20 protein-coding genes and 1 pseudogene are annotated in these 26416 nt (G+C 75.3%); 3 read left to right on the forward strand and 18 right to left on the reverse strand.

Annotation, left to right across the window (positions count from 1 at the left end):
- Nucleotides 1–150: 150 nt before the first annotated feature.
- From KK617_RS14340 to KK617_RS14360, 5 genes are all read right to left on the reverse strand, one after another.
- Complete coding sequence (locus KK617_RS14340) at nt 151–2766, reverse strand: ATP-binding cassette domain-containing protein (RefSeq protein ID WP_277500782.1); 2616 nt, start codon at nt 2764–2766, stop codon at nt 151–153.
- A complete protein-coding gene (locus KK617_RS14345) occupies nt 2676–3650 on the reverse strand; it encodes an ABC transporter transmembrane domain-containing protein (protein ID WP_277500765.1) in 975 nt (324 codons plus the stop codon). The genes KK617_RS14340 and KK617_RS14345 overlap by 91 nt, the downstream gene beginning before the upstream one ends.
- Before the next feature lie 230 nt (nt 3651–3880).
- The gene (locus KK617_RS14350) at nt 3881–4297 is read right to left on the reverse strand and encodes a hypothetical protein (RefSeq protein WP_277500766.1); all 417 of its coding nucleotides are present in this window, start codon (nt 4295–4297) and stop codon (nt 3881–3883) included.
- Between the two features lie 116 nt (nt 4298–4413).
- Nucleotides 4414–6624, reverse strand: a complete 2211-nt coding sequence (locus KK617_RS14355) for an NADP-dependent isocitrate dehydrogenase (protein ID WP_277500767.1) — start codon at nt 6622–6624, stop codon at nt 4414–4416.
- A gap of 118 nt (nt 6625–6742) precedes the next feature.
- Complete coding sequence (locus tag KK617_RS14360) at nt 6743–7477, reverse strand: hypothetical protein (RefSeq protein WP_277500768.1); 735 nt, start codon at nt 7475–7477, stop codon at nt 6743–6745.
- A 136-nt stretch (nt 7478–7613) separates the two neighbouring features.
- Between KK617_RS14360 and KK617_RS14365 the strand changes: the two genes are divergently transcribed.
- On the forward strand, nt 7614–8600 hold the full coding sequence (locus tag KK617_RS14365) for a malate dehydrogenase (protein ID WP_277500769.1): 987 nt from the start codon (nt 7614–7616) through the stop codon (nt 8598–8600).
- Between the two features lie 57 nt (nt 8601–8657).
- Here KK617_RS14365 and KK617_RS14370 read toward each other — a convergent pair whose 3' ends face one another.
- The 5 genes from KK617_RS14370 to KK617_RS14390 all read right to left on the reverse strand — a co-directional run bounded on the left by KK617_RS14370 (nt 8658) and on the right by KK617_RS14390 (nt 13518).
- On the reverse strand, nt 8658–8990 hold the full coding sequence (locus KK617_RS14370; RefSeq protein WP_277500770.1) for a DUF3017 domain-containing protein: 333 nt from the start codon (nt 8988–8990) through the stop codon (nt 8658–8660).
- Between the two features lie 5 nt (nt 8991–8995).
- Nucleotides 8996–9844 carry a bifunctional methylenetetrahydrofolate dehydrogenase/methenyltetrahydrofolate cyclohydrolase gene (locus tag KK617_RS14375; RefSeq protein WP_277500771.1) on the reverse strand — a complete coding sequence of 283 codons (849 nt, stop codon included), beginning with the start codon at nt 9842–9844 and terminating at the stop codon, nt 8996–8998.
- Between the two features lie 50 nt (nt 9845–9894).
- Nucleotides 9895–11463: a bifunctional phosphoribosylaminoimidazolecarboxamide formyltransferase/IMP cyclohydrolase gene (gene purH, locus KK617_RS14380; RefSeq protein WP_277500772.1), complete on the reverse strand. Its 1569-nt coding sequence runs from the start codon at nt 11461–11463 to the stop codon at nt 9895–9897.
- 127 nt (nt 11464–11590) lie between these two features.
- Nucleotides 11591–12241, reverse strand: a complete 651-nt coding sequence (gene purN / locus KK617_RS14385; protein ID WP_277500773.1) for a phosphoribosylglycinamide formyltransferase — start codon at nt 12239–12241, stop codon at nt 11591–11593.
- A 44-nt stretch (nt 12242–12285) separates the two neighbouring features.
- Nucleotides 12286–13518, reverse strand: a complete 1233-nt coding sequence (locus tag KK617_RS14390) for a DUF6350 family protein (protein ID WP_277500774.1) — start codon at nt 13516–13518, stop codon at nt 12286–12288.
- Nucleotides 13519–13644: 126 nt separating this feature from the next.
- Between KK617_RS14390 and KK617_RS14395 the strand changes: the two genes are divergently transcribed.
- Nucleotides 13645–15588: a hypothetical protein gene (locus KK617_RS14395; RefSeq protein ID WP_277500775.1), complete on the forward strand. Its 1944-nt coding sequence runs from the start codon at nt 13645–13647 to the stop codon at nt 15586–15588.
- A gap of 161 nt (nt 15589–15749) precedes the next feature.
- Here KK617_RS14395 and sucD read toward each other — a convergent pair whose 3' ends face one another.
- Both sucD and sucC read right to left on the reverse strand, forming a co-directional pair.
- Entirely contained in the window at nt 15750–16646 is an 897-nt protein-coding gene (gene sucD, locus KK617_RS14400) for a succinate--CoA ligase subunit alpha (RefSeq protein WP_277500776.1), read from the reverse strand.
- A 19-nt stretch (nt 16647–16665) separates the two neighbouring features.
- Nucleotides 16666–17826, reverse strand: a complete 1161-nt coding sequence (gene sucC / locus KK617_RS14405) for an ADP-forming succinate--CoA ligase subunit beta (RefSeq protein WP_277500777.1) — start codon at nt 17824–17826, stop codon at nt 16666–16668.
- A 279-nt stretch (nt 17827–18105) separates the two neighbouring features.
- On the opposite strand from sucC, the gene KK617_RS14410 reads away from it, so the two are divergent.
- A complete protein-coding gene (locus KK617_RS14410) occupies nt 18106–19335 on the forward strand; it encodes a M23 family metallopeptidase (protein WP_277500778.1) in 1230 nt (409 codons plus the stop codon).
- Between the two features lie 72 nt (nt 19336–19407).
- On the opposite strand, the gene pcrA is transcribed toward KK617_RS14410, so the two are convergent.
- From pcrA to KK617_RS14440, 6 genes and pseudogenes are all read right to left on the reverse strand, one after another.
- Nucleotides 19408–21948 carry a DNA helicase PcrA gene (pcrA, locus tag KK617_RS14415; protein WP_277500779.1) on the reverse strand — a complete coding sequence of 847 codons (2541 nt, stop codon included), beginning with the start codon at nt 21946–21948 and terminating at the stop codon, nt 19408–19410.
- A gap of 62 nt (nt 21949–22010) precedes the next feature.
- Nucleotides 22011–22373, reverse strand: coding sequence for a hypothetical protein (locus tag KK617_RS14420; RefSeq protein WP_277500780.1), 363 nt, complete (start codon nt 22371–22373; stop codon nt 22011–22013).
- A gap of 53 nt (nt 22374–22426) precedes the next feature.
- Nucleotides 22427–22888 (reverse strand): universal stress protein, encoded by a 462-nt coding sequence (locus KK617_RS14425; protein WP_277500783.1) that lies wholly within the window; start codon nt 22886–22888, stop codon nt 22427–22429.
- Nucleotides 22888–24192, reverse strand: a pseudogene (locus KK617_RS14430) (APC family permease); the annotation flags it as partial. The gene KK617_RS14425 and the pseudogene KK617_RS14430, both read right to left, overlap by 1 nt.
- Before the next feature lie 219 nt (nt 24193–24411).
- A complete protein-coding gene (locus tag KK617_RS14435; RefSeq protein ID WP_277500781.1) occupies nt 24412–25083 on the reverse strand; it encodes a response regulator transcription factor in 672 nt (223 codons plus the stop codon).
- A partial coding sequence (locus KK617_RS14440; protein ID WP_346813215.1) for an ATP-binding protein occupies nt 25080–26416 on the reverse strand: 1337 nt, incomplete at its 5' end. The genes KK617_RS14435 and KK617_RS14440, both read right to left, overlap by 4 nt.

A 26416-nucleotide genomic window follows, 5' to 3' on the forward strand; every position in this document is an offset into this window, starting at 1 on the left:
TCGGGGTCGCGGGCGCGGTCGGACGGCGGCGGGGGGGAGGTCGAGGTCGTCATCGGCACTCATGCTGCAACTCGACGGGCGGTCGCGGCGATTCCTCGCCGCCCCGGTGACCTGCACCACCGGTCGGCGCCCGGGCACCCGTGCCGTGCCTCATCCCGCGAGGTGGCCCCACCGGGCGGACAGCTCCGCCCACGGCCCGTCCGCGACCACCGCCCCGTCGACGAGCACGACGACCCGGTGCGCCTGCACGAGCGCCGCGCGCTTCGAGGTGGCGCCGAGCACCGTGGTGCCCTGCGCACGCAGCCCCCGCCACAGCTCGACCTCCGTGCGGGCGTCGAGCGCGCTCGACACGTCGTCGGCGACGAGCAGCTCGGGCTCGCAGGCCAGCGCGCGGGCCAGGGCCAGGCGCTGCACCTGCCCCCCGGACAGGCGTACGCCGCGGTGCCCGACCAGCGCGTCCGGTCCGCCCGCCGCCTCGACGTCGGCCCCCAGGCGCGCCGCCGTCACCGCCGGGCCGACGGCCCGGTCGTGGTCGAGCCGCACGTTGTCGTCGAACGTGCCCGACAGCACGCGCGGCACCTGGGCGACGTGGGCCACCTGCGCGGGGCGCAGGAAGTGCTCCGGGTCGGTGACCGGGCGGCCGTTCCACCGCAGCGTGCCCGTGTGGTCGACGAGGCCCGCCACGGCTCCCAGCAGGCTCGACTTCCCGGACCCCACCTGGCCCAGCAGCAGCACCAGCTCACCGGCCCGCACCGTGAGGTCGACGTCGACGACGCCGCGCGTGCCGTCGTCGTGGACGGCCGCGAGCCCCTGCAGCTCGAGGGTGCGCAGCGGCTCGCGGACCACGGGCGGCGGCGGGGGCGCCGTACCCCGCACGAGGTCGACGCCCGGCGGGAGCCGCACGAGGTCCACCCCGCCGGCGAACCGGCTCGTGGCACGCTGCCACGCCCGGGTGCCGGGGGCCTCGGTGATCACCCACCCGGCGACCAGGCCGAAGTAGTCGAAGCCGGTGACGGCCGCGGACACCAGCAGCGCCGTCGCCAGGTCCCAGCCCCCGGCGAGGTGGATGCCCCAGGCGGCCACGACCCCGCCCTGCACCACGACGAGGGGCACGCCGTCTAGCGCGGCCTGCACCCGGTGCTCGCGCACGGCGGCGTCCACCCGCCCCCCGTCGACCGCGCGCAGGTGGCGCTGCACGGCCGGCGTGGCGGCGGCGAGCTTGACCGTGCGTGCGGCGTCGAGCGCCGAGACGAGCGAGCGCCCGAAGCCCGCGCGGGCGGTGGCCGCAGCCGCCGCCGACCGCCCGGCCAGCGGGCGCCCGAGCGAGGACGCGAGCGACGAGGCCACCATGACGGCCAGGAGCACGGCGCCCGCCAGCAGGCTCCCGCCGAGCACGGTGGTGACGACCACGATGACGAGGGCGTTGACGAGGTCGACCCAGCGGTCGGCGTACCGGGCGTAGCGGTCGGCGTCGAGGGCGCGGCCCGCCACCTCCCCGGGCGGCGTGCGCGGCAGGCGCTCCTGGGCGGTCTGCCCGAGGAGCACCGTCGTGCGGACCCGCAGCAGCACCTCGATCCACCAGCGGGGGTAGCGGCGCACGGCGTCGGTGAGCAGCAGCGGGCCGGCGAGCAGGCTGACGACCAGCAGGGCCACCAGCAGCCACGGGACCCCGCCGCCGTCCCCGGCCACGTCCTGCACGACCCGGCCCCACAGGAACGCGCTGACCGCGCCGAACGCCCCCGTCAGCGCGGACAGCAGGAAGAGGACCGCCGCGAACAGGCCCCAGGCCGGCCGCACCGCGATCGCCGACAGGATGCCGCGCGCCAGGCTCGGCCCCTCGCCGGGCTCGGGCCGTCCCAGCGGCTCCCCCTGCCGTCGTACGCCGCCCACCGGGGCGGGTGCGACGTCCGGCGTGGCCACCCCGACCGCCCCCTCGGCCGCCCCCTCCTGGGGCACCGTCTCCTGCTCCGTCTCCTGCACCGTCTCCTGCGCCGCCTCGAGCAGGTCGTGGAAGGGCCCGGGCTGCCGGGCGAGCGTGCGCCGCTCCCCCTGCTGCACGACACGGCCACGCTCGAGCACGGCGACGAGGTCGGCCCGCGCGATGGTGGAGAGCCGGTGGGCCACCAGCAGGCCGGTGCGGCCCGCGAGCAGCCGGTCGGCGGCGCGCACGACGGTCTCCTCGGTCACCGGGTCCATCCGCGCCGTCGCCTCGTCGAGCACGACGACGCGCACGTCACGCACGAGCAGCCGCGCGAAGGCGACGAGCTGCTCCTCGCCCGCCGACAGGCTCGTGCCACCGGGGCCCAGGGGCGTGTCGAGGCCCGCGGGCAGCCCGGCCACCCAGGCGCCGAGACCGAGCTCGTCCACCGCCGCCTCAAGCTGCCGGCGCGGGACGTCGGCGAACAGCGCGATGTTCTCGGCCAGCGTGCCGGCCAGGATCTCGGTGCGCTGCGTGACGACGCCGACCCGGCGGCGCAAGTCCTCCAGGTCGAGGTCGCGCACGTCCGCGCCGCCGAGCAGCACGCTGCCCCGCGGCGGCTCGTGGGCCCGCGAGACCAGGGCCGCGAGGGTGGACTTGCCGGAGCCGGAGCGGCCCACCAGCGCGCACGTGCGCCCCGTCGGCACGCGCAGGGAGACGTCGGCGAGGGCGAAGGTGCCCTCCTCGTAGGCGAACGTCAGGTGGCGCAGCTCGAGGTCCGCCTCGGCGGGCACCGGGGCGCCGCCCTCCGGCTCCCGCTCCGCACCCAGCAGCTGTCGCAGCCGCACGAGCGCACCGAGGCCGGCCTGCAGGTCGGGGATGTGGCGCGCCATCTGGTCGACCTGGCCGACGAAGGTGGTCGTGACGAGGAAGAGCGTGACGACCCGACCGACCGAGAGGGAGTCGTCGACGACGAGCGCGACGCCGGTGATCGCCGTGCCGGCCAGCAGGGCGTGCAGCAGCACCCCGTGCGCAGCGCGATCGCGGCCTGGCTGGCCACCACCGCGGCCATCGTGCGGTGCACCCGCGCGGCCAGCTCGCTCGTGCGGCGCAGCACGTGGGCCTGGCCCAGCGAGGTGCGCAGGTCGTCGCGGGCGGCGACGCCCTCCTCGAAGGCGGCGGCGTGGTCGGTCCAGGCGACCTCCTCCTCGACCTTCCGGCGCGTCAGGTCGGCCAGCAGCGGCCGGACGGAGAGCACCGCGAGCGTGCCGACGAGCGGGAACAGGAACCAGGCCGGCCACCACGTCAGCCCGGCGACGACCCACATGGGCAGCGCGGCGAAGACGGTCCGCAGCGCCTCCCAGACCTGGCGGCGCACCAGCGTGCCGACGTCGTGGGTGTCGTCGTCCACCCGGTCGAGCACCTCGCCCACCGCCTGCTCCGACAACGTCGCGAGCGGTTGGTGGAGCGCGGCGTCGAGGAGGTCGTCGCGCAGTCGGCCCTCGGCGCGGTCCGCCACACCGGCCCACAGCACGCGACCCACGGAGTCCAGCGCCGCGCCGCCCACCAGGCAGGCGGCCAGCAGCGCCAGCAGCACGCCGCTCGGACCCGCCGCGAGGCGTCCGGCGACCACCGTGCCCAACGTCTCCCCCACCGCGCCGAGGAACGAGAGCGCGAGGGCGACCACCGTGGCGGGCGCCCGCAGCCGGCGCGCGTCGACCGTGCGGGACACGGGCGCCCGGCTCCCGCCCCGCGAGCGCGACCGACCGGACGCGGGGCCCGGGGACCGGTCGGGCGCGGGACCACCGGGGTCGCCGGGGTGGCCGGGACCGCCGGCGGGGCGACCCGGGTGGGTCGCGGGAGGGGAGGTGGAGGTGTCGGCGCCGCTCATGTCGGGTCGACCGTAGGCGGGAGCACCGACGCTCCGCCTCCCCTTTTCGACCCGCCGGCCCACCCAGCGGCTCAGCAGACGGTGGTGAGCTCCTGGACCGCCGTGTCGAGCTGCGCCTCGGCCTCGGCGACCGCCTGCTGGTCGACGGTCCCGTCAGCGGCCGCGCGGGCCTGGGTGACGAGGGCGTCGAGGGCGGTGCGCGCGTCCTCCACGTGGCCGCGCAGCTCGCCCGAGAGGCCCTGCTCGGCGGTGGCGAGACCGTCGCGCAGGGCGGTCAGCTCGCGCTCGGCGCCGGCGGGGTCGACGCCCAGCTGGTCGGCGGCCGCGTGCGCCTGACCGGTGACGCCGTCGACGGCGTCCTGCGCGAGGCTGCAGCCGGCGTCGGAGGCGGCGTCGCGGACGGCCGTCTCGACCTCGGAGCACCCGGCGAGGGCGACGAGGCCCAGGGCCAGGGCGGGCAGGAACGGGGCGGTACGACGCAGGCTCACCCGGCCATCATCCCCGACCGCTCCAGCCCGGACGCACCACCGGGTGCGGCCCGCGGCTGCGGACCGCACCCGGTGGAGTGCGTCGTACGGCGCCCCGGAGGGCTGCCGGGGACGGGTCAGAGCGTCGCGATCGCGGCGTTCAGCGTCGTGCTGGGGCGCATGACGGCCTCGGCCTTGGCCGGGTCGGGACGGAAGTAGCCCCCGATGTCGGCCGGGCTGCCCTGCACCGCCGCCAGCTCGCCCACGATCTTCTCCTCGTCGGCGCGCAGCGACGTGGCGAGGGCGGAGAACGCGGAGGCCAGCTCGGCGTCCTCGCTCTGCGCGGCCAGCTCCTCGGCCCAGTACAGCGCCAGGTAGAAGTGCGAGCCGCGGTTGTCGATCCCGCCGACCCGGCGGGTGGGCGACTTGTCCTCGTTGAGGAACGTGCCCGTGGCGCGGTCGAGGGTGTCGGCCAGCACCTGGGCGCGGGCGTTGCCGGTCGACGTGGCCAGGTGCTCGAAGGAGGCCGCCAGCGCGAAGAACTCGCCGAGGCTGTCCCAGCGCAGGTAGTTCTCCTTGACCAGCTGCTGCACGTGCTTCGGCGCGGAGCCGCCGGCGCCGGTCTCGAAGAGGCCGCCGCCGTTCATCAGCGGCACGACCGAGAGCATCTTGGCCGACGTGCCGAGCTCGAGGATCGGGAACAGGTCGGTGTTGTAGTCGCGCAGCACGTTGCCGGTCACCGAGATGGTGTCCTCGCCGCGGCGGATGCGCTCGAGCGAGTACGCCGTCGCCTCCGCCGGCGCCATGATCTCGATCGTCAGGCCCTCGGTGTCGTGCTCGGGCAGGTACTTCTCCACCAGCGCGATGAGGTTGGCGTCGTGGGCGCGGGTCTGGTCGAGCCAGAACACGGCCGGGGCGCCGGTGGCGCGGGCGCGGGTCACGGCCAGCTTCACCCAGTCGCGGATGGGCGCGTCCTTGGTCTGGCAGGCGCGCCAGATGTCGCCCGGCTGCACGTCGTGGCTCAGCAGCACCTCGCCCGCGCCGTTGCGCACCTCGACGGTGCCGGCGGCCGGGATCTCGAAGGTCTTGTCGTGGGAGCCGTACTCCTCCGCAGCCTTCGCCATCAGGCCCACGTTGGGCACCGAGCCCATGGTCGCGGGGTCGAAGGCGCCGTTGGCCCGGCAGTCGTCGATGACGGTCTGGTAGACGCCTGCGTAGGACGAGTCGGGGATCACCGCGAGGGTGTCGGCCTCCTCGCCGTCCGGGCCCCACATGTGACCCGACGTGCGGATCATGGCCGGCATGGACGCGTCGATGATGACGTCGCTCGGCACGTGCAGGTTGGTGATGCCCTTGTCGGAGTCCACCATCGCCAGCGCCGGGCCGTCGGCCAGTCCCTGCTGCACGGCGGCCTTGATGGCCTCGCCCTCGGGCAGGCTCTCGACGGCGCTCAGCAGGCCGCCGAGGCCGTCGTTCGGGGAGATGCCCGCGGCCCGCAGCTGCTCGCCGTACTGCTCGAAGAGGGTCGGGAGGAACGCCTGCACGACGTGGCCGAAGATGATCGGGTCCGAGACCTTCATCATCGTGGCCTTGAGGTGGGCGGAGAAGAGGATGCCCTCGGCCTTGGCGCGCGCGACCTGCTCGGCGAGGAAGCGGCGCAGCGCGGCGACGTCCATGAAGGTCGCGTCGACGACCTCGCCCGCGAGGACCTCCACCGCGTCCTTGAGCACGGTCTCGGACCCGTCGGTGCCGACGTGCACGATCTGCAGCGTGTCGTCGGCGGGGATGACGACCGACTTCTCGTTGGAGCGGAAGTCGTCCTTGCCCATCGTCGCGACGTTCGTCTTCGAGTCCGCGCTCCACGCCCCCATGCGGTGCGGGTGGGCCTTGGCGTAGCCCTTGACCGACGCGGGCGCGCGGCGGTCGGAGTTGCCCTCGCGCAGCACGGGGTTCACGGCGGAGCCCTTGACCTTGTCGTACTTGGCGCGGATCTCCCGCTCCTCGTCCGTGGTCGGGTTCTCCGGGTACGCCGGCAGGTCGTAGCCCTGCTCCTGCAGCTCCTTGACCGCGGCCTTCAGCTGCGGGATGGAGGCGGAGATGTTGGGCAGCTTGATGATGTTGGCCTCGGGCTGCGTGGCCAGCTGGCCCAGCTCGGCGAGGGCGTCGTCGAGACGCTGCTCCTCGGTCAGGCGCTCGGGGAACTGGGCGATGATGCGGCCCGCCAGCGAGATGTCGCGCGTCTCCACGTCCACTCCCGCGGTCGCGGCGTAGGCCTCGACGATCGGCAGGAAGGAGTACGTCGCGAGCAGCGGCGCCTCGTCGGTGTGGGTGTAGATGATCTTGGCCATGGGCGTGGTCGACTCCTGAGCTCTCGAGGCGGTCGGAAGAATCTCTCGACGTCAAGATACCTGACGCGCACTGGCACCTGACGCCCGGTGGCCAGCGTCGCAGGTCGCCCCCGAGGTGTCACGGCCCCCGCAGCGTCCAGGTCGCTCCGGGCTCGTCGAAGCGGGCCAGGCCGACGCCGCGGGCCAGGAGCTCCTCGCCGCGGCGGGCGGCGCGGGGCCGGCCCTCGTCCCGCGTCGGGCCACCGGTCGTGACCTCGAGCAGCAGCACCTCGAGGTCCTGGCCGGCGACCGGGGCGACCTCCCCCACCTCCCGCACGCGCACCCGCTCCGCGGCCAGGCCCGGCACGGCCAGGCGCACGTAACCGTCCCCCACCCGCGGCACGCCGGTGACGACCAGGCCCGCCTCGGCCCCGTCGACGCCGGCCTCCCAGCGCGACCCGTCGGCGAGGGTGCCACCGACCAGCCAGACGTTGCGCCGACGGTCCTGCGCGAACCACGACGTGCGCTCCGACGGCAGCGCCCGCGTGCCCCACGTGGCGGCGACCGCCTCGGTGCGCACGCCGGTCGCGGGCACGCCGCCGACCCGCTCCGGGGCGCCGCCGACCGTGCGCCGGAGCCGCCGGCCCGTCGCGTCGCCGTACACCCGGGTCGTGCCGCCCACCAGCGGCCACCACGGGTTGTCGACGTCGGCCACGAAGTCGGCCGGGTCGGGCGTCGGCGTGGGCACCGTCAGCTCGTCGACCCCGGACGGCGGGGCCGTCGCCGGACCAGTCCCGCAGGCGCCCAGCAGCACGGCCGGGGGCGTCGCGACCGCGGCGGTCAGGAGGCGCCGCCGCGACACGGGAGGGGTCATGGGGGCCAGCATGCCAGCGCCCCCGGACGTGTGACGCAGGTCTCGCCGTCCTCCCGGGACGCTGCTAGCGTCGCGACCGGGCGCGCCCGTGCCGCCCGTCCCGCCCGTCCCGCCGCCTCGCACCCCAGGAGTCCACGTGAGCACGTCCCCCCTCAAGGTCGCCGTCACCGGGGCCGCCGGCCAGATCGGCTACAGCCTGCTGTTCCGGCTCGCCAGCGGGGCGCTGACGGGCGACCGGCCGGTCGAGCTGCGCCTGCTGGAGATCACGCCCGCGCTGGGGGCGCTCGAGGGCGTCGTGATGGAGCTCGACGACTGCGCGTTCCCGGGCCTGGCCGGCGTCGAGATCGGCGACGACCCCCGGAAGGTCTTCGACGGGGTCGACCTCGCGCTGCTGGTCGGCGCGCGCCCGCGCACCAAGGGGATGGAGCGCGGCGACCTGCTCTCGGCCAACGGCGCGATCTTCACCGAGCAGGGCAAGGCCCTCAACGAGGTGGCCGCCGACGGCGTGCGCATCGGCGTGACCGGCAACCCCGCGAACACGAACGCGCTCATCGCCCAGCGCAACGCCCCCGACATCCCCGCCGAGCGCTTCACTGCGCTGACGCGCCTCGACCACAACCGCGCGCTCGCCCAGCTGGCGCGGCGCACGGGGTCGCCCGTCTCCGAGATCCGCCGCATGACGATCTGGGGCAACCACTCCGCCACGCAGTACCCCGACCTGTTCCACGCCGAGATCGGCGGGCGCAACGCGGCCGAGGTCGTCGACGACCAGGCCTGGATCGCGGACACGTTCATCCCGACGGTGGCCAAGCGCGGCGCCGCGATCATCGAGGCGCGCGGCTCGTCGTCGGCGGCCTCGGCCGCCTCCGCCACCATCGACGCCGCCCGCGACTGGCTGTCCGGCTCCGCCGCCGACGACTGGGTGTCGATGGCGGTCGTCTCCGACGGCTCGTACGGCGTGCCCGAGGGCCTCGTGTCGTCGTTCCCCGTGACGACGCGCGACGGCGACTGGGAGATCGTCCAGGGCCTCGAGATCGACGACTTCTCGCGTGCGCGCATCGACGCCTCGGTCGCCGAGCTCGAGGAGGAGCGCCAGGCGGTCACCGAGCTCGGGCTGGTCTGAGCCTCCTGGCCCCCACCGGGCCCACGGCCTGCCGCCGCCCCCGGAGCGGCCGGGCGCTCAGGCGCCCGGCTGCTCCGGGATGTCCTCGGCCAACAGGAGCAGCGCCGCACCCACGGCCAGCAGCAGGCTGGCGTCGGTGAACCGGTTGCGCACGCCGAGCATGCCGGCCTGACCCGCCGGCAGCACGAGCCGGGCCGCGCCCCCGCCCAGCAGGGCGGCGGCGATCCACCGGACGCCCGCGCGCCAGTCCCCCGTGACGACGACCCACAGGCCGATGCCGCACAGGAGCATCACGGCGAGGTAGGCGTACCCCCCGAGGTGCGCCGGCAGGAACCGGCGGCGCGCGCGGTCCGGCGTACCGTCGTCGGCGCGGGAGCCCGGCAGGACCACGAGCCTCAGACCCGGCTCTCGGCCAGCGACACCACGTTCGCCAGCAGCATCGCGCGCGTCATCGGGCCCACGCCGCCCGGGTTGGGCGAGACCCAGCCCGCCACCTCCCACACGTCGTCGGCCACGTCGCCGGCGATCTTGCCGTCGACGCGGGAGACGCCGACGTCGAGCACGGCGGCGCCGGGCTTGACCATGTCGGCCGTGATGATCCCGGGCACGCCGGCCGCGGCGACCACGACGTCGGCCTGCCGCACGTGCGCCGCCAGGTCGCGGGTGCCGGTGTGGCACAGCGTCACCGTCGCGTTCTCGCTGCGGCGGGTGAGCAGCAGCCCGAGCGGGCGGCCCACGGTCACGCCGCGACCCACGACGACGACCTCGGCGCCGGCGATCTCCACGCCGTGGCGGCGCAGCAGCTCGACGATGCCGTAGGGCGTGCAGGGCAGCGGCGCGTCCTCGCCCAGCACGAGCCAGCCGAGGTTGGTCGGGTGCAGGCCGTCGGCGTCCTTGGCCGGGTCGACGAGCCCGAGCACGCGGTTCTCGTCGATGCCCTTCGGCAGGGGGAGCTGCACGATGTAGCCGGTGCACGCCGGGTCCTCGTTGAGGCCGCGGACGGCGTCCTCGATCTCGGCCTGCGTGGCGGTGGCGGGCAGGTCGACGCGGATGGACGCGATGCCCACCTCGGCGCAGTCCTTGTGCTTGCCGTTGACGTACCAGCGGCTGCCGGGGTCGTCGCCGACCAGCACGGTGCCCAGGCCGGGCACCACGCCCTTCTCCGCCAGGGCGGCGACGCGCGACGCCACCTCGCCCTTGATGGCCCTCGCGGTGGCGCTGCCGTCGAGCTTCTGCGCGGTCATGTCGTCCTCGTCCTCGTCGTCGGGTCTCGTCGTCGGGTCTCGTCGGCCGCTCAGTGGGCGAAGTGGCGGGTGCCGGTGAGGTACATCGTCACGCCCGCGGCCTTCGCCGCCTCGATGGTGAGCTCGTCGCGCACCGAGCCGCCGGGCTGCACGATCGCCGCGACGCCCGCGTCGATGAGGATCTGCGGCCCGTCCTCGAAGGGGAAGAACGCGTCGGAGGCGGCCACCGAGCCGCGGGCCCGGTCGCCGGCCCGCTCGACGGCGAGGCGGCAGGAGTCGACGCGGTTGACCTGGCCCATGCCGACGCCCACCGAGGCGCCGTCCTTCGCGAGCAGGATCGCGTTCGACTTCACGCCGCGCACCGCGCGCCAGGCGAAGGCGAGGTCGGCGAGCAGCTCGGGCGAGGCGGCCTCGCCGGTGGCCAGCGTCCACGTCGACGGGTCGTCCCCCTCGGCCTGCAGGCGGTCGGCCTGCTGCACGAGCTGGCCGCCGGAGACGGGGCGCACCTCGAGCGGGGGGCGCTCGACGTCGGCGGCGCAGCGCAGGACGCGGATGTTCTTCTTGCGGGTCAGCACCTCGAGGGCGCCGGGCTCGAAGTCGGGGGCGACGACGACCTCGGTGAAGACCTCGGCGACCTGCTCGGCCATCGCCACGGAGACCGGGCGGTTGGCGGCGATGACGCCGCCGAACGCGGAGACCGGGTCGCAGGCGTGGGCGCGGGCGTGGGCCTCGGCCACGTCGGCGCCGACCGCGATGCCGCACGGGTTGGCGTGCTTGATGATGGCGACGGCCGGCTCGTCGAAGTCGGCGGCCGCCCGCCGGGCGGCGTCGGTGTCGACGTAGTTGTTGTAGGACATCTCCTTGCCGTGCAGCTGGTCGGCCTCGGCGAGCCCGCCGGTGCCGTCGACGTAGAGCGCCGCCGACTGGTGCGGGTTCTCGCCGTAGCGCAGCACGGCCGAGCGGGTGAGGGCCGAGCCGGTGAACGCGGGCCAGCCCGCGCCGTCGGCGTCGGTGGCGGCGGTGTAGTCACCCGCGAACCACTCGGCCACGGCGACGTCGTAGGCCGCCGTGTGGGCGAACGCCTGCGCGGCCAGCTGCCGGCGCTGGGCCAGCGTGAAGCCGCCTGCGGCGACGGCGGCGAGCGCCTCGTCGTACGCCGCAGGAGAGGTCAGCACGGCGACGGACGGGTGGTTCTTCGCGGCCGCGCGGACCATCGACGGGCCGCCGATGTCGATCTGCTCGACGCACTCGTCGGGCGACGCGCCCGACGCGACGGTCTGGCGGAACGGGTAGAGGTTGACGACCACGAGGTCGAACGGCTCGACGCCGAGGTCGGCCAGCTGCGCGACGTGGGAGTCGAGGCGGCGGTCGGCCAGGATGCCGGCGTGCACGCGGGGGTGCAGGGTCTTCACGCGGCCGTCGAGGCACTCGGGGAAGCCCGTCAGGTCCTCGACCTTGGTGACGGGGAGGCCGAGGCCGGCGATGAGGGCGGCGGAGCCGCCGGTGGAGACGAGCTCGACGCCCGCGTCGGCGAGGCCGCGGACGAGGGTCTCGAGCCCCGTCTTGTCGAAGACGGAGACGAGCGCGCGGCGCACGGGGACCTGGTCGGGACTGCTCACGGTGGAACTCCTCGTGGGGACGAAGGCGGACATCCGGTGCGCACCCAGGCGGTCGATGCGCACGCTGCTGCACTCCCTGGTGGTCGACCACCTGCGCCAGTCGTGTGGGGCCCAGGCTAGTCGACGGCTACTCGACGGCGGGGGTGGGTGCGACTCCGGGCGCCGCGCCGAAGCGGGCGGTGCGGCCCTCGACGTGCAGCCCCTCGCGCGCGAGGCGTCCGACGGTGTCGACGAGCATCGCCCGCTCGGCGACCTTGATGCGCTCGTGCAGCGCGTCGGCGTCGTCGGTGTCGAGGACGGGCACCGCGCTCTGGGCGAGGATGACGCCGGTGTCGACGCCCGCGTCGACCACGAAGAGGGTCGCGCCGCTGACCTTGACGCCGTACGCGAGCGCGTCGGCCGGCCCGTGCATCCCCGGGAAGCTGGGGCTCAGCGCGGGGTGGGTGTTGACGACGCGGCCCCCGAGGCGGTCGAGGAACGCGGGGCCGACGAGCTTCATGAAGCCCGCCAGCACCACCCAGTCGGGGGCGTGGCCCGCGACCGCGTCGGCGAGCGCGGCGTCCCACGCCGCCCGGTCGGGGTGGTCGCGCAGCCGCTCGACGAAGGTCGGTACGCCGGCCCGCTCGGCCCGGCGCAAGCCTTCCACGCCGTCCCGGTCGGCCCCGACGGCGACCACGCGCGCGCCGTACGCCGGGTCGGCGGCGGCGTCGAGGAGCGCCTGCAGGTTGGTCCCGGAGCCGGAGACGAGGACGACGAGGCGGGCGGGCTGGTCGGGCACGGCCGGGAGTCTAGGGGCCGGGCGCGCGGTGGGCGCGCGGCCGCTCAGGCCGCCGGGAGACGGCGGCGCTGGAGCAGCGTCATGAGGAGACCGCCCACGAGACCGCCGGTCGCGAACGCGACGACGGCGTGCACGGTGACGTCCCCCGCGAAGGGGCCCACCTCGGCCATGCGGCCCGGGCCCACGGCCCCGCCCGCCAGGCGGGCCACCACGCCGAGGGCGAGACCGGCGAGCACGCCGGCCGCCCCGCCGCGCACCGCCCCGACCTCGAGGCGGGTGGTGGGCCGGACGCGCTGCACCAGGGCGACCACGACGGCCGCGAGCACGAACGGGGCGAGGAGCAGGGCGGTCGCGAGCCACCCGGGGACCGGCGCGGCCGGCGTGGCGGCGACGAGCGGGAACACCGGGACGGGCCCGAGCGCGACCGCGGACGGGGCCACGACCGTGCCCGTCCCCAGCGCGAAGCCCGGGCCCAGGCCGTAGGCGCCGGCCATGACGACCATGTTCGGCACGAGCAGCAGGGCGAGCCCGACGACGAGCACCGCCGTACCGGGGCCGGTCTCGAGCCGCGACAACGTCGACGCGGCGTCGGAGAGGCCGAGCGCGAGGCCGGTCGCGGCCAGCAGACCCGCCACGACGGTCCAGGCGAGGACGAGGGCCACGGCGGCGGCGAGGCCGTCGCGGACGTCGACGGGCACGAGGTCCGCCCACACGGCGGCGCGCCCGGAGCCGACGGCGACGCCCGCCCCGCCGACGCCGCCGGCCAGCAGGAGGGACCAGGTGAGCACGCCGGCGAGCGAGACCCCGTCGCCCGGGCCCGAGGCCAGCACGGCGACCAGCAGGGCGGCCACGACGTACGCCGCGGCGAACAGCCCCACGGCCGTGGGCACGACGAGGTCCCGCTCCCCCGCGGCGATCGCCCGGGCGTCCGGGCCGTGGGGGGCGAGCGTCTCGCCCGTGCGCAGCCCCAGCCGCCAGCAGACGACGGCGCAGACCAGCGTGATGCCCAGCGGCACCATCGTCACGGGCGTGCCCTGCACGTCGACCCCCGAGCCGTGGCCCGTCAGCCAGCCCAGCGCCCCCACGCGCAGCGCGCCGGAGGGCCGCCCGTGGGCGCCGGCGTCGGTGACGAACCAGCCGACGACACCCACCGCGAGGGCCACCACGAGCGTCGACAGCGCCGCCACGGCGCCGCCGGCCGAGGCGACGAGCACGAGGCTGCGCGGTGCCGGCGCGGCGGGCGGGCGGGACCGGAGGCCGGGGAGCACGGAAGTCATCGCACCCATCCTCGCCGCGCCCGGGGCGACGACCGGGGAGCCCTCGCCCGACACGCCGCACCCGGCTCGGGCGGGGTCGGGTGCCGGTCCCGGGCACCCGGGCCGTCGGCTACCGTGGACGCCGCCATGGCCGACTCCGATGCGTTCGACGCGTTCTACAAGGACGCCCGCGACCGGTTGCTGGCCCAGACCTACCTCCTCACCGGTGACCTGCCGGCGGCCCGCAGCGCCGTGCGCGAGGCGTTCGTGGCGGCGTGGCACCGCTGGTCGAAGGTCGCCGCGTCCGGCGACCCGGAGGCGGAGGTGCGGCCGCGCACCTGGGCCCAGGCCCAGCGCCGCGCCACGACGCGCCCCTGGCACCGCGAGAAGGGCCTCGCGCCCGAGGTGACCGCGACCCTCGAGGCGCTCGCCGCCCTGGACGGCGCCCCGCGCCGGTTGCTGCTGCTCTCCGAGCTCGCCGACCTCGCGCTGGGCGACGCCGCCCGCGAGGCCGGTGTGACGCTCGAGGAGGGGGCGCGCCACCTCGCCGTCGGCCGGGCGGAGTACGCCGAGGCCCTCGGCCTGGTCACGCCCGAGGAGGTGACGGCCACCCTCGGTGTCGCCGCCGCGGCCGCGACGGCCGACGCGCGGTGGCCCCGGCCCTCGATCCTGCGGCGGGCCGGCTCCCGTCGGCGCCGCACCCACGCCGTCGTCGGCGCCGCGCTCGCGGTCGTCGCCGTCGGGGCGTCCGGGTTCGTGGTGCACGACGAGACGGGCACCCCGACCTCGCTCGCGCGCTCGGTGGACCGCGACATCCCGGTGCCGGGCAGCCCGCCGACGCTGACCTCGCCGGAGCTCGCGGACAGCCTGACCGTCGACACGCTCCTGCCGACCGCCGACGTGGAGGTGCTGGGCCCGGACCTGACGTGGACCACCACGACCACGGACAACACCCCGGGCGACGGCCTCGTGCTGCCGTGCCAGGAGGCGCGGTACGCCGACACCGACGGGCTCGCCGGCTTCGTGCGCACCTTCCGGGCCACCACCACCGACGGCCGGTTGCTCCAGGCGTTCCAGGCCAGCGAGCTCTCGCGGTCGGCCGAGGCCGCCGGCGGTGCCTACGGCGAGTGGGCCTCGTGGCTCGCGGGCTGCTCGATCCCGCGCACGCAGCTCGTGGCGACGTACGCCGTGGAGGGCGTCGGCGACGAGGCCGTCGCCTTCGTGCTGCGGCGCAGCGGCGAGGAGGCCGGCATCGTCACGGCCGGCGTGGCCCGCACGGGCGACATCACCACCGTCACCGTCGCGGACGTCGCCGGCGCGGAGGAGGACGCGGGCCCGACCGTGGCGAACCTGCTGGCCACCGGCGTCAACCGGATCTGCGAGACCGAGGGCGGCGGGGAGTGCGCGAGCGACCCCGCCCTGGTGCCGCGACTGCCCCTGCCCGTCGGCGACGACCCGTACCTGCTCGACGTGGTCGACCTGCCCCCCGTGCCCGGCGTCGAGCTGCCCTGGTCGGGGACGCGGCCCGCCGCACCCACCACCGGCACCGAGTCGGCCACCGTCTGCGACAACGCGAACTTCGTCAACGCGGGCATCGCGTCCCCGGTCACCCGCACCTTCCTCATCACCGACGCCGGGCTGCCCGACACCTTCGGGCTCAGCCAGTCGACCGGCACGTTCGCCGACGCCCAGGTCGCCCAGGGCTTCGTGGGCGCCATCGAGGGCCTGGTCGCCGACTGCCAGGAGAAGGACCTCGTCACCGGCGCCGAGCTGATCGGCGACGAGACGTACGACGACGGCCGCCTGCTCGTGTGGAGCATCGACGTGCGCGTCGGCGAGGACTCCACCGTGCGCATGCTCATGGGGGTCGCCCGCGCCGGCGCCCTGGTCACCCAGGTCAACCTCGTGCCCGCCGGCGACGCGACGCTCGAGGACGAGGAGTTCGTCGCCGTCGTCGACCGCGCCCGCCAGCGCCTGGCCCAGGTCAACGCCAGCGCCGCCGCCGCGCCCGCCGACCCGGCCACCACCGCGGCGCCCAGCGCCCCCGCCGAGCCCGCGGCCCCCGCGACCCCCGCCCCCTCCGAGGGCTGAGCGCCGGGGGTGGCGGGTTCCCCGGTGCACCGGGGAACCCGTCACTTCCGGTGCCGACCTTTCCACCGGAAGCGGTGGGTTCGGTCCGCGACCCCCGCCCCCGGACGCGAACAGGGCCCGCCCCCTCGCGGGGGCGGGCCCTGTCGGGCGTGCGGTGCGACTCAGAGCGCGTCGAGGATCTCCCGCATGAGGCGAGCGGTCTCGGACGGCGTCTTGCCGACCTTGACGCCGACGGCCTCGAGGGCCTCCTTCTTCGCCTGGGCGGTGCCCGAGGATCCCGAGACGATGGCGCCGGCGTGGCCCATCGTCTTGCCCTCGGGGGCCGTGAAGCCCGCGACGTAGCCGACGACCGGCTTCGTCACGTTGTCCTTGATGTACGCCGCGGCCCGCTCCTCGGCGTCGCCGCCGATCTCGCCGATCATGACGATGGCCTTCGTCTCCGGGTCCGCCTCGAACGCCGCGAGGGCGTCGATGTGGGTGGTCCCGACGATCGGGTCGCCGCCGATGCCGATGGCGGTCGAGAAGCCGTAGTCGCGCAGCTCGAACATCATCTGGTAGGTCAGCGTGCCCGACTTCGACACGAGGCCGACGGGGCCCTTGCCCGCGATCGTCGCCGGCGTGATGCCGGCGAGCGCCTCGCCCGGCGTGATGATGCCGGGGCAGTTGGGACCGATCATCCGGGTGGACTTGCCGTCCAGGTACGCCCACACCTCGGCCGTGTCCTGCACGGGCACGCCCTCGGTGATGACCACGAGCAGGCCGATGCCCGCGTCGATGGCCTCGATGGCCGCGTCCTTGGTGAACGCCGGCGGGACGAACGCGACGGACACGTCGGCGCCCGTCTCCTTCATCGCCTCCGCGACGGAGGCGAACACGGGCAGCTCGACGGCGTTGCCGTCCTTGTCCAAGTGGCTGACGGTCGTGCCCGCCTTGCGGGCGTTGACGCCGCCCACGACGTTCGTGCCGGACTTGAGCATGAGGGCGGTGTGCTTGGTGCCCTCACCGCCCGTGATGCCCTGGACGATGACCTTGGAGTCCTTGTTGAGGTAGATCGACATGTTCTCTCTCCGTCCCGTCTCAGGCGTTCGCCAGCTCGGCGGCCTTGTCGGCCGCACCGTCCATCGTCGGCACGACCGTCACCAGCGGGTGGTCGCGCTCCGCGAGGATCCGGCGGCCCTCCTCGACGTTGTTGCCGTCGAGGCGGACGACGAGCGGCTTGGTGGCCTCGTCGCCGAGGATGTCGAGCGCGCCCACGATGCCGTTGGCCACCGCGTCGCACGAGGTGATGCCGCCGAACACGTTGACGAAGACGCTCTTGACCTGCGGGTCGTTGAGGATCACGTCGAGGCCGTCGGCCATGACCTGCGCCGAGGCGCCGCCGCCGATGTCGAGGAAGTTGGCGGGCTTCACGCCGCCGTGCGCCTCACCGGCGTACGCGACCACGTCGAGGGTGCTCATCACGAGACCCGCGCCGTTGCCGATGATGCCGACCTCGCCGTCGAGCTTGACGTAGTTGAGGCCCTTCTCCTTGGCCTTCGCCTCGAGGGGGTCGGCCGCGGCCTTGTCCTCGAACTCGGAGTGCTCGGAGTGACGGAACTCGGCGTTCTCGTCGAGCGACACCTTGCCGTCGAGCGCCTCGAGGACGTCGCCCTCGAGACGGGCGAGCGGGTTGACCTCGACGAGGGTGGCGTCCTCCTCGACGAAGACCTTCCACAGCGCCAGGATCATCTGCACGGCCTGGTCGGTGAGGGCCTCGGGGAACTTGGCCTCCGCCACGATCGCGCGCGCCTTGGCCTCGTCCACGCCCGTGCCCGGGTCGATGGCGATCTGTCGCACGGCCTCGGGGTTGGTCCTCGCGACCTCCTCGATCTCGACACCACCCTCGACGGACGCGATGCAGAGGTACTGCCGGTTGGCCCGGTCGAGCAGGAAGGAGAAGTAGTACTCCTCCTGGATGCTCGCGGCCGGGGCGACGAGGACCCGGTTGACCGTGAGGCCCTTGATCTCCATGCCGAGGATGTTCGACGCGTGCTCGTGCGCCTCGTCGGGCGTCTTGGCGAGCTTGACGCCGCCCGCCTTGCCCCGTCCGCCGGCCTTCACCTGCGCCTTGACGACGACGACGCCGAGCTGCTCGGCCGCCGCTCGGGCCTCGTCGGGCGTGTTCGCCACGATGCCCTCGGTCACGGCCACGCCGTGCTTCGCGAAGAGCTGCTTCGCCTGGTACTCCATCAGGTCCACGATCCGACCAGTCCTTTTTGTGTGAGGTGAGAGTCCGGATTCCTCGCGGCACGATAGACCCGCCCGGTCCGCGGCAGCACAGGGGTCTCGCACCGGCCGGTACGACGTGACGTCGGCCACACGCGCCGGGTCCGCGCCGGGGCACAGCGGCACGATCCACAGGTGGCGCGAACCCGGGATTCCGGCGGACGGCGTCCGTCCGTTACAGTCGGGCGCTGACCTTCCGAGCACGTCAACGCAGGCCCCCGCCTGCCGAACCGAACGAGGAACACGAGGTAGATGGGCAACCACCGAGCCGAACGTCGCGGCCCCCGCCGCGCAGGCTCGTCGACCGCCGACGCCCCTCGCCCTGCCGGAGGCAAGCGCGCCGCCCGTCCCGCCCCGCGCCGCAGCCCCGTCACGGAGCCGGAGGCCACCGAGGCGCACCCGGTCGACGAGTCCCCCGAGACCGCCGCGCCGGCCCTGGCCGCGCTGGCCGACGAGGCCGCCCGCGAGGCCCTGGTACCCACCACGCCCTCGCCGCAGACGGTGCTCCCGTCCGTCGCTGCCGCCGCCGACCACGGCGTGCGCTCCGAGGTCTCGTTCGAGGACACCACGCTCACGCTGCCGGCCGTGCCGACCGAGGCGTCCCCTGCGACGACGTACGACGTCCGCGGTTTCGCCGCGCAGGCGCGCGCCGAGCGCCGGGCCGGCGCGAGCGCCACGCCCGGGCGCCGCAAGGCGGTCCGCGCGAAGGAGCCCGCCGCCCCGACGGGTCTGCGCCTGCCGATCCGTCCCTCCGCTCCCGTCCTGGCGGGCGTCGCCGTGCTGGCGATCTCCGCCGGCGGCGCCGTCACCGCGGGTGGCGCCAGCCCGACGGCCGAGGTCGACCCCGCGTCGTACCGGCTCTCGGCCAGCAACGCGATGTCCGGCACCACGGTGGCCTCCAGCAGCGACCTGCTGACCGAGCGCACCCGCGCCGTCAGCCGCGACTCCGAGCGCGACGCGCTCGTGGACGCCGCCGACGAGGCGACCATCGCCGAGACCGAGGCCCAGGCGCAGCGCCGCTCGACCGAGCTGCAGCTGCTCGCCAGCTCCGCGGAGGAGCAGGCGGAGCTGCTCGCGCTGAACGCCTGGGTGCTGCCGGTCGACAACTACCGCCTCACCAACCGGTTCGGTCAGGCCGAGTCCTACTACGCGTCGGGCTACCACACCGGCCTCGACTTCGCGGCCCCGTCCGGCACGCCCATCCGCGCCGTCGCGGGCGGCCGGGTCACGGAGACGGGGTACGCCGGCAGCTACGGCAACAAGACCGTCATCACGCTCGAGGACGGCACGGAGATGTGGTACGCCCACCAGTCCTCGATCAGCGTCTCGTCGGGCACCGAGGTCGCCGCCGGCGACGTCATCGGGTACGTCGGCTCGACCGGCAACAGCTCCGGTCCCCACCTCCACCTCGAGGTGCGCCCCGGTGCCGGCGACCCGGTCGACCCGGCCGCCGCGATGGCGCAGAACGGCGTCACCCCCTGAGCTAGACCCGGCGGCCCCCGCGCCTCCCGCACGAACGGCCCCGACGCCTCGCGTCGGGGCCGTTCGCCTTCCTCAGAGCTTCTCGACCGGCGCGTAGCGCAGCAGCAGGCGCTTGACGCCCTGGGACCCGAAGTCGATGGAGGCCACGGCCTTCTCGGCCGCCCCCTCCACCGTGACGACGGAGCCCATGCCGAAGGCGTCGTGCACCACCCGGTCACCGGGCGCCAGCGACGGCACCGGACGGTTCTTCTTCGCCTTCGCGGCGGCGTCGGCGCGGGCGGCCGCCGCGGAGAAGTTGCGGCGCCCGGCGGCGGTGGGCAGCCCGAGCGGTGTCGTCGAGCCGCCGCCCGGGCGGGTGCCGGCCGCCGCGTTGCCCGACCCGAGGTCGGAGCGCGTCCACGACGTCATGGCGGCGGCCGTGCGCCGCCACTCCACGAGGTCGACCGGCAGCTCGTCGAGGAACCGGGACGCCGGGTTGTGCGACGGGGCGCCCCAGGCCGAGCGCACCACGGCGCGCGAGATGTAGAGGCGCTGCTCGGCGCGGGTCAGCCCGACGTACGCCAGCCGGCGCTCCTCCTCCAGCTCCTTGCGGTCGCCCAGCGTGCGCATGTGCGGGAAGACCCCGTCCTCCATGCCGGTGAGGAACACGACGGGGAACTCCAGCCCCTTGGCCGTGTGCAGCGTCATGAGGGTGACGACGCCCCCGCCCGTGCCGTCGTCGTCGGGGATCTGGTCGGCGTCGGCGACGAGCGCGACCCGCTCGAGGAAGTCGGTGAGGCCCGGCGTCACGGTGCCCGCCTCGACGTCGTCGGGGTCCGCGGAGGGTCCCGCCTGCGGGTCGTCGGCGAACTCCCGCGCCACGGCCACCAGCTCGGCCAGGTTCTCCAGCCGCGTCTGGTCCTGCGGGTCGTCGGACTCCTCGAGCTCCGCGAGGTAGCCCGAGCGGTCGAGCGCCGCCTCCAGGATGACGTCGGGCCGCTCGTCGGCCGCCACCATCTGCTGCAGCTGCTCCACCACGTCCACGAACGCACGGATCGAGTTGAGCGAGCGCGTGGCGATGCCGTCGGCGCGGTGGGCGACGCGCAGCGCCTCCCAGTACGTCGAGCCGTCCCGCGCCGCGAGCGCGGCGACGCAGGCCTGCGCCCGGTCGCCGATCCCCCGCTTCGGCGTGTTGACCACCCGGCGCAGCGACACCTCGTCGGCCGGGTTGGCCAGCATCCGCAGGTAGGCCAGGGCGTCGCGCACCTCGCGCCGCTCGTAGAAGCGGACGCCGCCGACGACCTTGTAGGGCATCCCCACCCGCACGAAGATCTCCTCGAACACCCGCGACTGCGCGTTGGTGCGGTAGAAGACCGCGACGTCGGCGGGGCGCACCCCGTGGTCGTCGGTGAGGGTGTCGATCTCGTCGGCGACGAAGCGGGCCTCGTCGTGCTCGTCGTCCGCGACGTACCCCACGATCGGCTCGCCGTCGCCCGCGTCCGACCACAGCCGCTTGGGCTTGCGGCCCTCGTTGTTGCCGATCACCGCGTTGGCGGCGGTGAGGATGGTCTGCGTCGAGCGGTAGTTCTGCTCGAGCATCACCGTCGTGGCGTCGGGGAAGTCCTGCTCGAAGTCGAGGATGTTGCGGATGTTGGCCCCGCGGAACGCGTAGATCGACTGGTCGGCGTCGCCCACCACCATCAGCTCGCTGGGCCCGACGCGCTCCCCCGCCGAGCCACCGACGTCGCCCGGCACCGGCGTGCCGGAGTCGCGCGCCGCCTCCGGGTCGTCGGCGCACAGCTGGTGGATGAGCGCGTACTGCGCGTGGTTGGTGTCCTGGTACTCGTCCACGAGGACGTGCCGGAACCGGCGGCGGTAGACCTCCCGGACCTCCGGGTACGCCGAGAACAGGTGCACCGTCGTCATGATCAGGTCGTCGAAGTCGAGCGCGTTGGCGTCGCGCAGGCGCCGCTGGTACTGCGTGTACGCCGCCGCGTAGGCCTCCTCGAGCCCGTTGCTGGCGTCGGCCGCGGCCTGCTCGGGGTCCTTCAGCTCGTTCTTGGCGTTGGAGACCCAGGCGAGCACGGCGCGCGGCTGGTAGCGCTTCGGGTCCAGCTCGAGGTCGCTGAGCACGAGGCCCATGAGCCGCTGGGAGTCGGCGGAGTCGTAGATCGAGAAGCTCGACGAGTAGCCCAGCCGGTCGATCTCCTTGCGCAGGATCCGCACGCAGGCGGAGTGGAACGTCGAGACCCACATGACGCGGGCCCGGCGACCGACGAGCGCCTCGACGCGCTCCTTCATCTCGGCCGCCGCCTTGTTGGTGAACGTGATGGCGAGGATCGAGCCGGGGTGCGCGCCCCGCTGCGAGACCAGCCAGGCGATGCGCCGCGTCAGCACGCGGGTCTTGCCCGAGCCGGCGCCCGCGACCACGAGGAGGGGCTTGCCGGCGTGGACGACGGCCTGGCGCTGCGGCTCGTTGAGGCCCTCGAGCAGGGCGGCGCGCTCGGCGGCGCCGTCGTCGGCGGGTGCGGCACCGCGCCCCGCGCCCCGCGACGGGGGCTCGGGACGGGCCTGGAGGTGCTCGAGACCGGGCAGGACGAAGGTGTCGACCGGGGGGACGGAGGGTGAGGACATCGTGGCGTCAAGGGTACGCACCGCCACCCCCCGTCACGGTCGGGGCACCCGCCCCGGGCGGCTCAGTCGAAGGTGTGCACCGGCGACCAGAACAGGGCGACGACCACCTGCACCACCGAGAGCACGAGCAGCCCGAGGAAGAGCCCGTCGGGGATGCGGGGCTTGCGGGTGTTGGCCATCACCAGCACCAGCAGCACGAGGCCGATCCCCAACTTGACCGCGATCTTGCCGTGGTCGACCGCGGCGTCGCCGGCCTCGAGCACGCCCACGAGGAGCAGGCCGGCGACGAACGCCGTACCCACCCCGTCCCGCACGGGCGGGGTGATGCGCTTCTCGGGGTCGCGCACCTGGGCGAGCAGCCCGCCGATGAGGGCCGCGAAGCCGAGCACGTGCAGCAGCAGGAGGACGAGGCGCAGGATCTCCACGGCCCGCAGCGTAGTCCCCGCCGGCGCGGCCGGCGCCGGTGCTGCCGCCGCCCTCAGCGCTTGCGACGCGGCTGGGGACGGACCACCAGCACGGGGCACGGCGCGTACTGCTGCACCCGCTGGGCGGTGCTGCCCAGGAGCACCCGGTCCGAGAGCCCCCGCCCGCCGCTGGCGACGACGACCAGCCCGGCGTCGACCTCCTCGGCGAACCGGATGATCTCGGCGCCCGGCGAGCCGCTGCGGACCCGGCGTGCGACCTCGGGCCCCCAGTCCGCGAACACGGCGGCGACCGCCGCGGTGGCGGCGCGGGCCGCGTCGCGGAACGACGCCACCTCCTGCGTCGCCGACTCCCGCGGGCCGGGGTCGAGCTCGTTGACGAACGACACCGCGGCCAGCGGCCGCACCACGGCGAGGACCGTGATCGTCGTGAGGGCGCCGGGGTCGGCGAACGAGCGCAGGTGGCGGGCGGCGGCGAGCGACTGCCGGGACCCGTCGGTGGCGACGACGACGTGCATCACGCACCCCCGTCCCGGCGCCGTCCCAGCACCCGTTCGCACAGGTAGAGCAGGACGCCCAGGCCGAGCAGCCCCGCACACCACACGAGCGAGGTCCAGTCGTCCACCACGACGTAGACGAGCAGCGCCGCGTTGCCCGCCAGCCCGAGCACGAGCAGCGCCGTCGGCGCCCGGAACGTCCCCGGGCCCTCGTCCGTCCCGCGCAGCCGGAGCGCGGAGACGATCACGAGGCCGTAGATGAACAGCAGGAGCACGACCGTGACGTTGGCGAGCGTGGTCACGAGCCCATCGCTGCCGCCCCACCCGGCGCGGTCGACCAGCGTGCCCACGCACAGCAGGGCCACGACGACCACCGCGGCGAAGACCAGGGCCACCCACGGGCTGCGCCGGGTGGCGTGCACCCGCGCGAACACCCCGGGCACGACGTCCTCGCGGGCCATGCCGAAGAGGATGCGCGACTGCGTCACGATCGCGACGAGGGTCGTGTTCGTGATCGCGACCATGGCGATGATCGAGAACAGCGTCACCATCGTGCCGTCGGGGACGGGCACGACGTCCGCCTGCACCACCTGCAGCAGCGCGGGGTCGCCGTCGGTGGCGACGAGGCGGTCGAACGGCACGACGAGCGCGGCGCTGACGGCCACGAGCACGTAGACGATGCCGGCGCCGACCATGCCGCCCACCAGCGCGCGGGGGAAGGTGCGCCGCGGGTCGACCGTCTCCTCGGCGACGTTGGCCGCGTTCTCGAACCCCGTCATGGCGAAGAAGGCGAGCGCGACGCCGGCGACCAGCGCCCACACGGGGTTGCCGTCGGCCTCGAAGCTGGTGAGCACCCCCGCGTCCGCCTCGCCGCTCGCCACGTGGGCGACGCCGATGACCACGATGATGACGAGGCCCGAGACCTCCACCACCGTCATCACGAGGTTCGCGGCGACGGACTCGGTGATGCCGATGAAGTTGACGAGCGCCAGCAGGCAGACGAAGACGACCGACACCAGCAGCGCGGGCGGGGCGTCCCAGACCGCGGCGAAGTACGTCGAGAAGCCCGTCGCCAGCGACCCCGCGGCCGCGAAGGTCGCCGAGAGCATGCTGATGGTGACGAGGAAGGTGAACGCGGGCGAGCGGAACGCCTTGCCGACGTAGAGCGCGGCGCCGGCTGCCTGCGGGTACTTCGTGACGAGCTCGGCGTAGGCCAGCCCGGTCAGGGTGGCCACGGTGACGCCGGCCATGAACGCGAGCCAGAAGGCCCCGCCGACCGCGGCGGCCACCGCGCCGATGAGGACGTAGATGCCGGAGCCGAGGACGTCGCCGAGGACCTAGAAGAAGAGCAGCCGGCCGGTGATGGCGCGGTGCAGGTCGTCGGGCCCGTCGTCCGGCGCCCGCGCAGCCTCGGCGCCGAGGGCGGCCGGTGGTGCGGGATCGGTCATCTCGTCGTACCTCCCGTGCACGGGAGCGCCTGGGGGCGCCCGATCCCTGCCGTTACCCCGTGGGGGCCCGCCCAACCCCCCGCCCGGCCCCCGCGCTCAGAGCAGGCGCCGGTCCGAGGCCCACCGGGCCAGCTCGTGGCGCGACGAGAGCTGCAGCTTGCGGAGCACGCTCGACATGTGGGTCTCGACGGTCTTGACCGAGATGAACAGCTCGCGGGCGACCTCCTTGTAGGCGTAGCCGCGGGCGATGAGCCGCATCACCTCCCGCTCCCGCTCGGAGAGCAGGTCGAGGTCCGCGTCGACGTCCGCCACCGGGATCGCGCCGGCGAAGGCGTCGAGCACGAAGCCCGCGAGGCGCGGGGAGAAGACGGCGTCACCGTCGGCCACCCGGCCGATGGCGTCGACCAGCTCTCCCGCGCTGATCGTCTTCGTCACGTAGCCCCGTGCGCCGCCGCGGATCGTGCCGATGACGTCGTCCGCCGCGTCGCTGACGCTGAGCGCGAGGTAGCGGGTGCCCGGGGCGGACGTGACGCTGCGGCGCACCACCTCGACCCCGCCACCGCCGGGCAGGTGGACGTCGAGCAGCACCACGTCCGGCCGTGTGCGGGCGACGACGGCGACCGCCTCGTCCACGTCGGCGGCCTCGCCGACCACCTCGACCCGCCCGACGCCCGCGGTCGCCAGCTCGCTGCGCACGCCCGCGCGGAACATGTGGTGGTCGTCGACCACCACCACCCGCACCGGCACCGCCCGGCCCTCGTCGCTCACTGTCCGTCCTCCCTCGACTGGCCCGACTGGCCCGACTGGCCCGACTGGCCCGCTGTCGGCGCCGGCAGGTGCAGGCGCACCTCCGTGCCCTCGCCCGGCGCGGAGCGCACGCGCGCCCAGCCCCCGTGCCGGCCCATCCTCTCGACGATGCTGCCGCGCACGCCGTGCCGGTCCGCCGGCAGGGCGTCGGGGGCGAACCCGGCGCCCCGGTCCCGGACGAACACGTCGACGGAGCCGCCGATCACCTCGACGTACACGTCCACCCGCCCCGTCCCCGCGTGCTTCGCGGCGTTGACCACGGCCTCCCGCGTCGCGGCGACGACCGGGGCGAGCCGCTCGTCGTACGGCGCGTCCCCCACCGTGACGACCTCGACCTCGACCCCGTGGTCGTCCTCGACGGCCGCCGCGGCCGCCCGCACCGCGCCGGCCAGGGTGCTCGCCTCGGTCCGCTCGTCGGCGAACAGCCAGCCGCGCAGGTCGCGCTCCTGGCTGCGGGCCAGCCGCGCGACCGCGACCGGGTCGTGGGCGTTCTTCTGGATCAGCGCGAGGGTCTGCAGCACCGAGTCGTGGAGGTGGGCGGCGACGTCGGCGCGCTCCTGGCTGCGCACCCGCTCGGCGCGCTCCTCGCCCAGGTCGCTGACCAGTCGCACGACCCACGGGCCGACGACCACCGCGAGCCCGCCGATGCCCAGCAGCACCGCCAGCACCACCTCGCGCGCCGCCGCGAGCCCGCCGTCGCGGAGCACGAGCACGAGCAGGCCGCCGGCCAGCAGGAGGCCGCCGGCGGCGAGGCGCGCGTAGGCCGCCCAGCCGCCGGACCCCAGCACCATGCCGACCGGGTCGAGGGACTCGGTGCGCTCCAGCCACCGCTCCCGCTGCGCCTCGTCGGCCTGGCGCCACAGCAGCGCGACGCCGCCCGCGACGAGCGCGAGCGCCCACACGAGGGTGCCGCGCCCGACCGCCGCCTCGACCACCAGCACGCAACCGACCGCGACGGAGCCGACCACGGCGGCCTGGCCGACGTTGGCGACGTGCCGGGCACGCCGGGGGCGGCGGCCGTCGCGGGTGGCTCCGGCCAGCCCGGGGGCGCCGGGACCCGGGGCCGTCGCGGGGGGCAGGAGCATCCAGTACGCGCCGTACAGCACGACGCCGAGACCGCCCGGCAGCGTCGCCACCGCGAAGAAGACCCGCAGGGCCAGGAGCGGCACCGCGAGGTGCGCGGCGAGCCCCGCGGCGACCCCTCCGACGAGGCCGTTCTCGAGGTCGCGGCGCGCCCGGCGCACCGACGCCGTCTCGGCGCCGGGCACGGGTGCGGCGGCGGCGCCGGCGGCGG

Source organism: Nocardioides sp. ChNu-99 (assembly GCF_029493445.1).
GTDB lineage: Bacteria > Actinomycetota > Actinomycetes > Propionibacteriales > Nocardioidaceae > Nocardioides.

Bases quoted from the DNA above. Each gene is read 5' to 3' on its own strand.
- KK617_RS14360 (WP_277500768.1), bottom strand. From the start codon at position 7,477: ATGACCCCTCCCGTGTCGCGGCGGCGCCTCCTGACCGCCGCGGTCGCG.
- pcrA (WP_277500779.1), bottom strand. From the start codon at position 21,948: ATGTCCTCACCCTCCGTCCCCCCGGTCGACACCTTCGTCCTGCCCGGT.
- KK617_RS14395 (WP_277500775.1), top strand. From the start codon at position 13,645: ATGGCCGACTCCGATGCGTTCGACGCGTTCTACAAGGACGCCCGCGAC.
- KK617_RS14375 (WP_277500771.1), bottom strand. From the start codon at position 9,844: ATGACCGCGCAGAAGCTCGACGGCAGCGCCACCGCGAGGGCCATCAAG.
- KK617_RS14410 (WP_277500778.1), top strand. From the start codon at position 18,106: ATGGGCAACCACCGAGCCGAACGTCGCGGCCCCCGCCGCGCAGGCTCG.
- KK617_RS14355 (WP_277500767.1), bottom strand. From the start codon at position 6,624: ATGGCCAAGATCATCTACACCCACACCGACGAGGCGCCGCTGCTCGCG.
- KK617_RS14390 (WP_277500774.1), bottom strand. From the start codon at position 13,518: ATGACTTCCGTGCTCCCCGGCCTCCGGTCCCGCCCGCCCGCCGCGCCG.
- KK617_RS14425 (WP_277500783.1), bottom strand. From the start codon at position 22,888: ATGCACGTCGTCGTCGCCACCGACGGGTCCCGGCAGTCGCTCGCCGCC.
- sucD (WP_277500776.1), bottom strand. From the start codon at position 16,646: ATGTCGATCTACCTCAACAAGGACTCCAAGGTCATCGTCCAGGGCATC.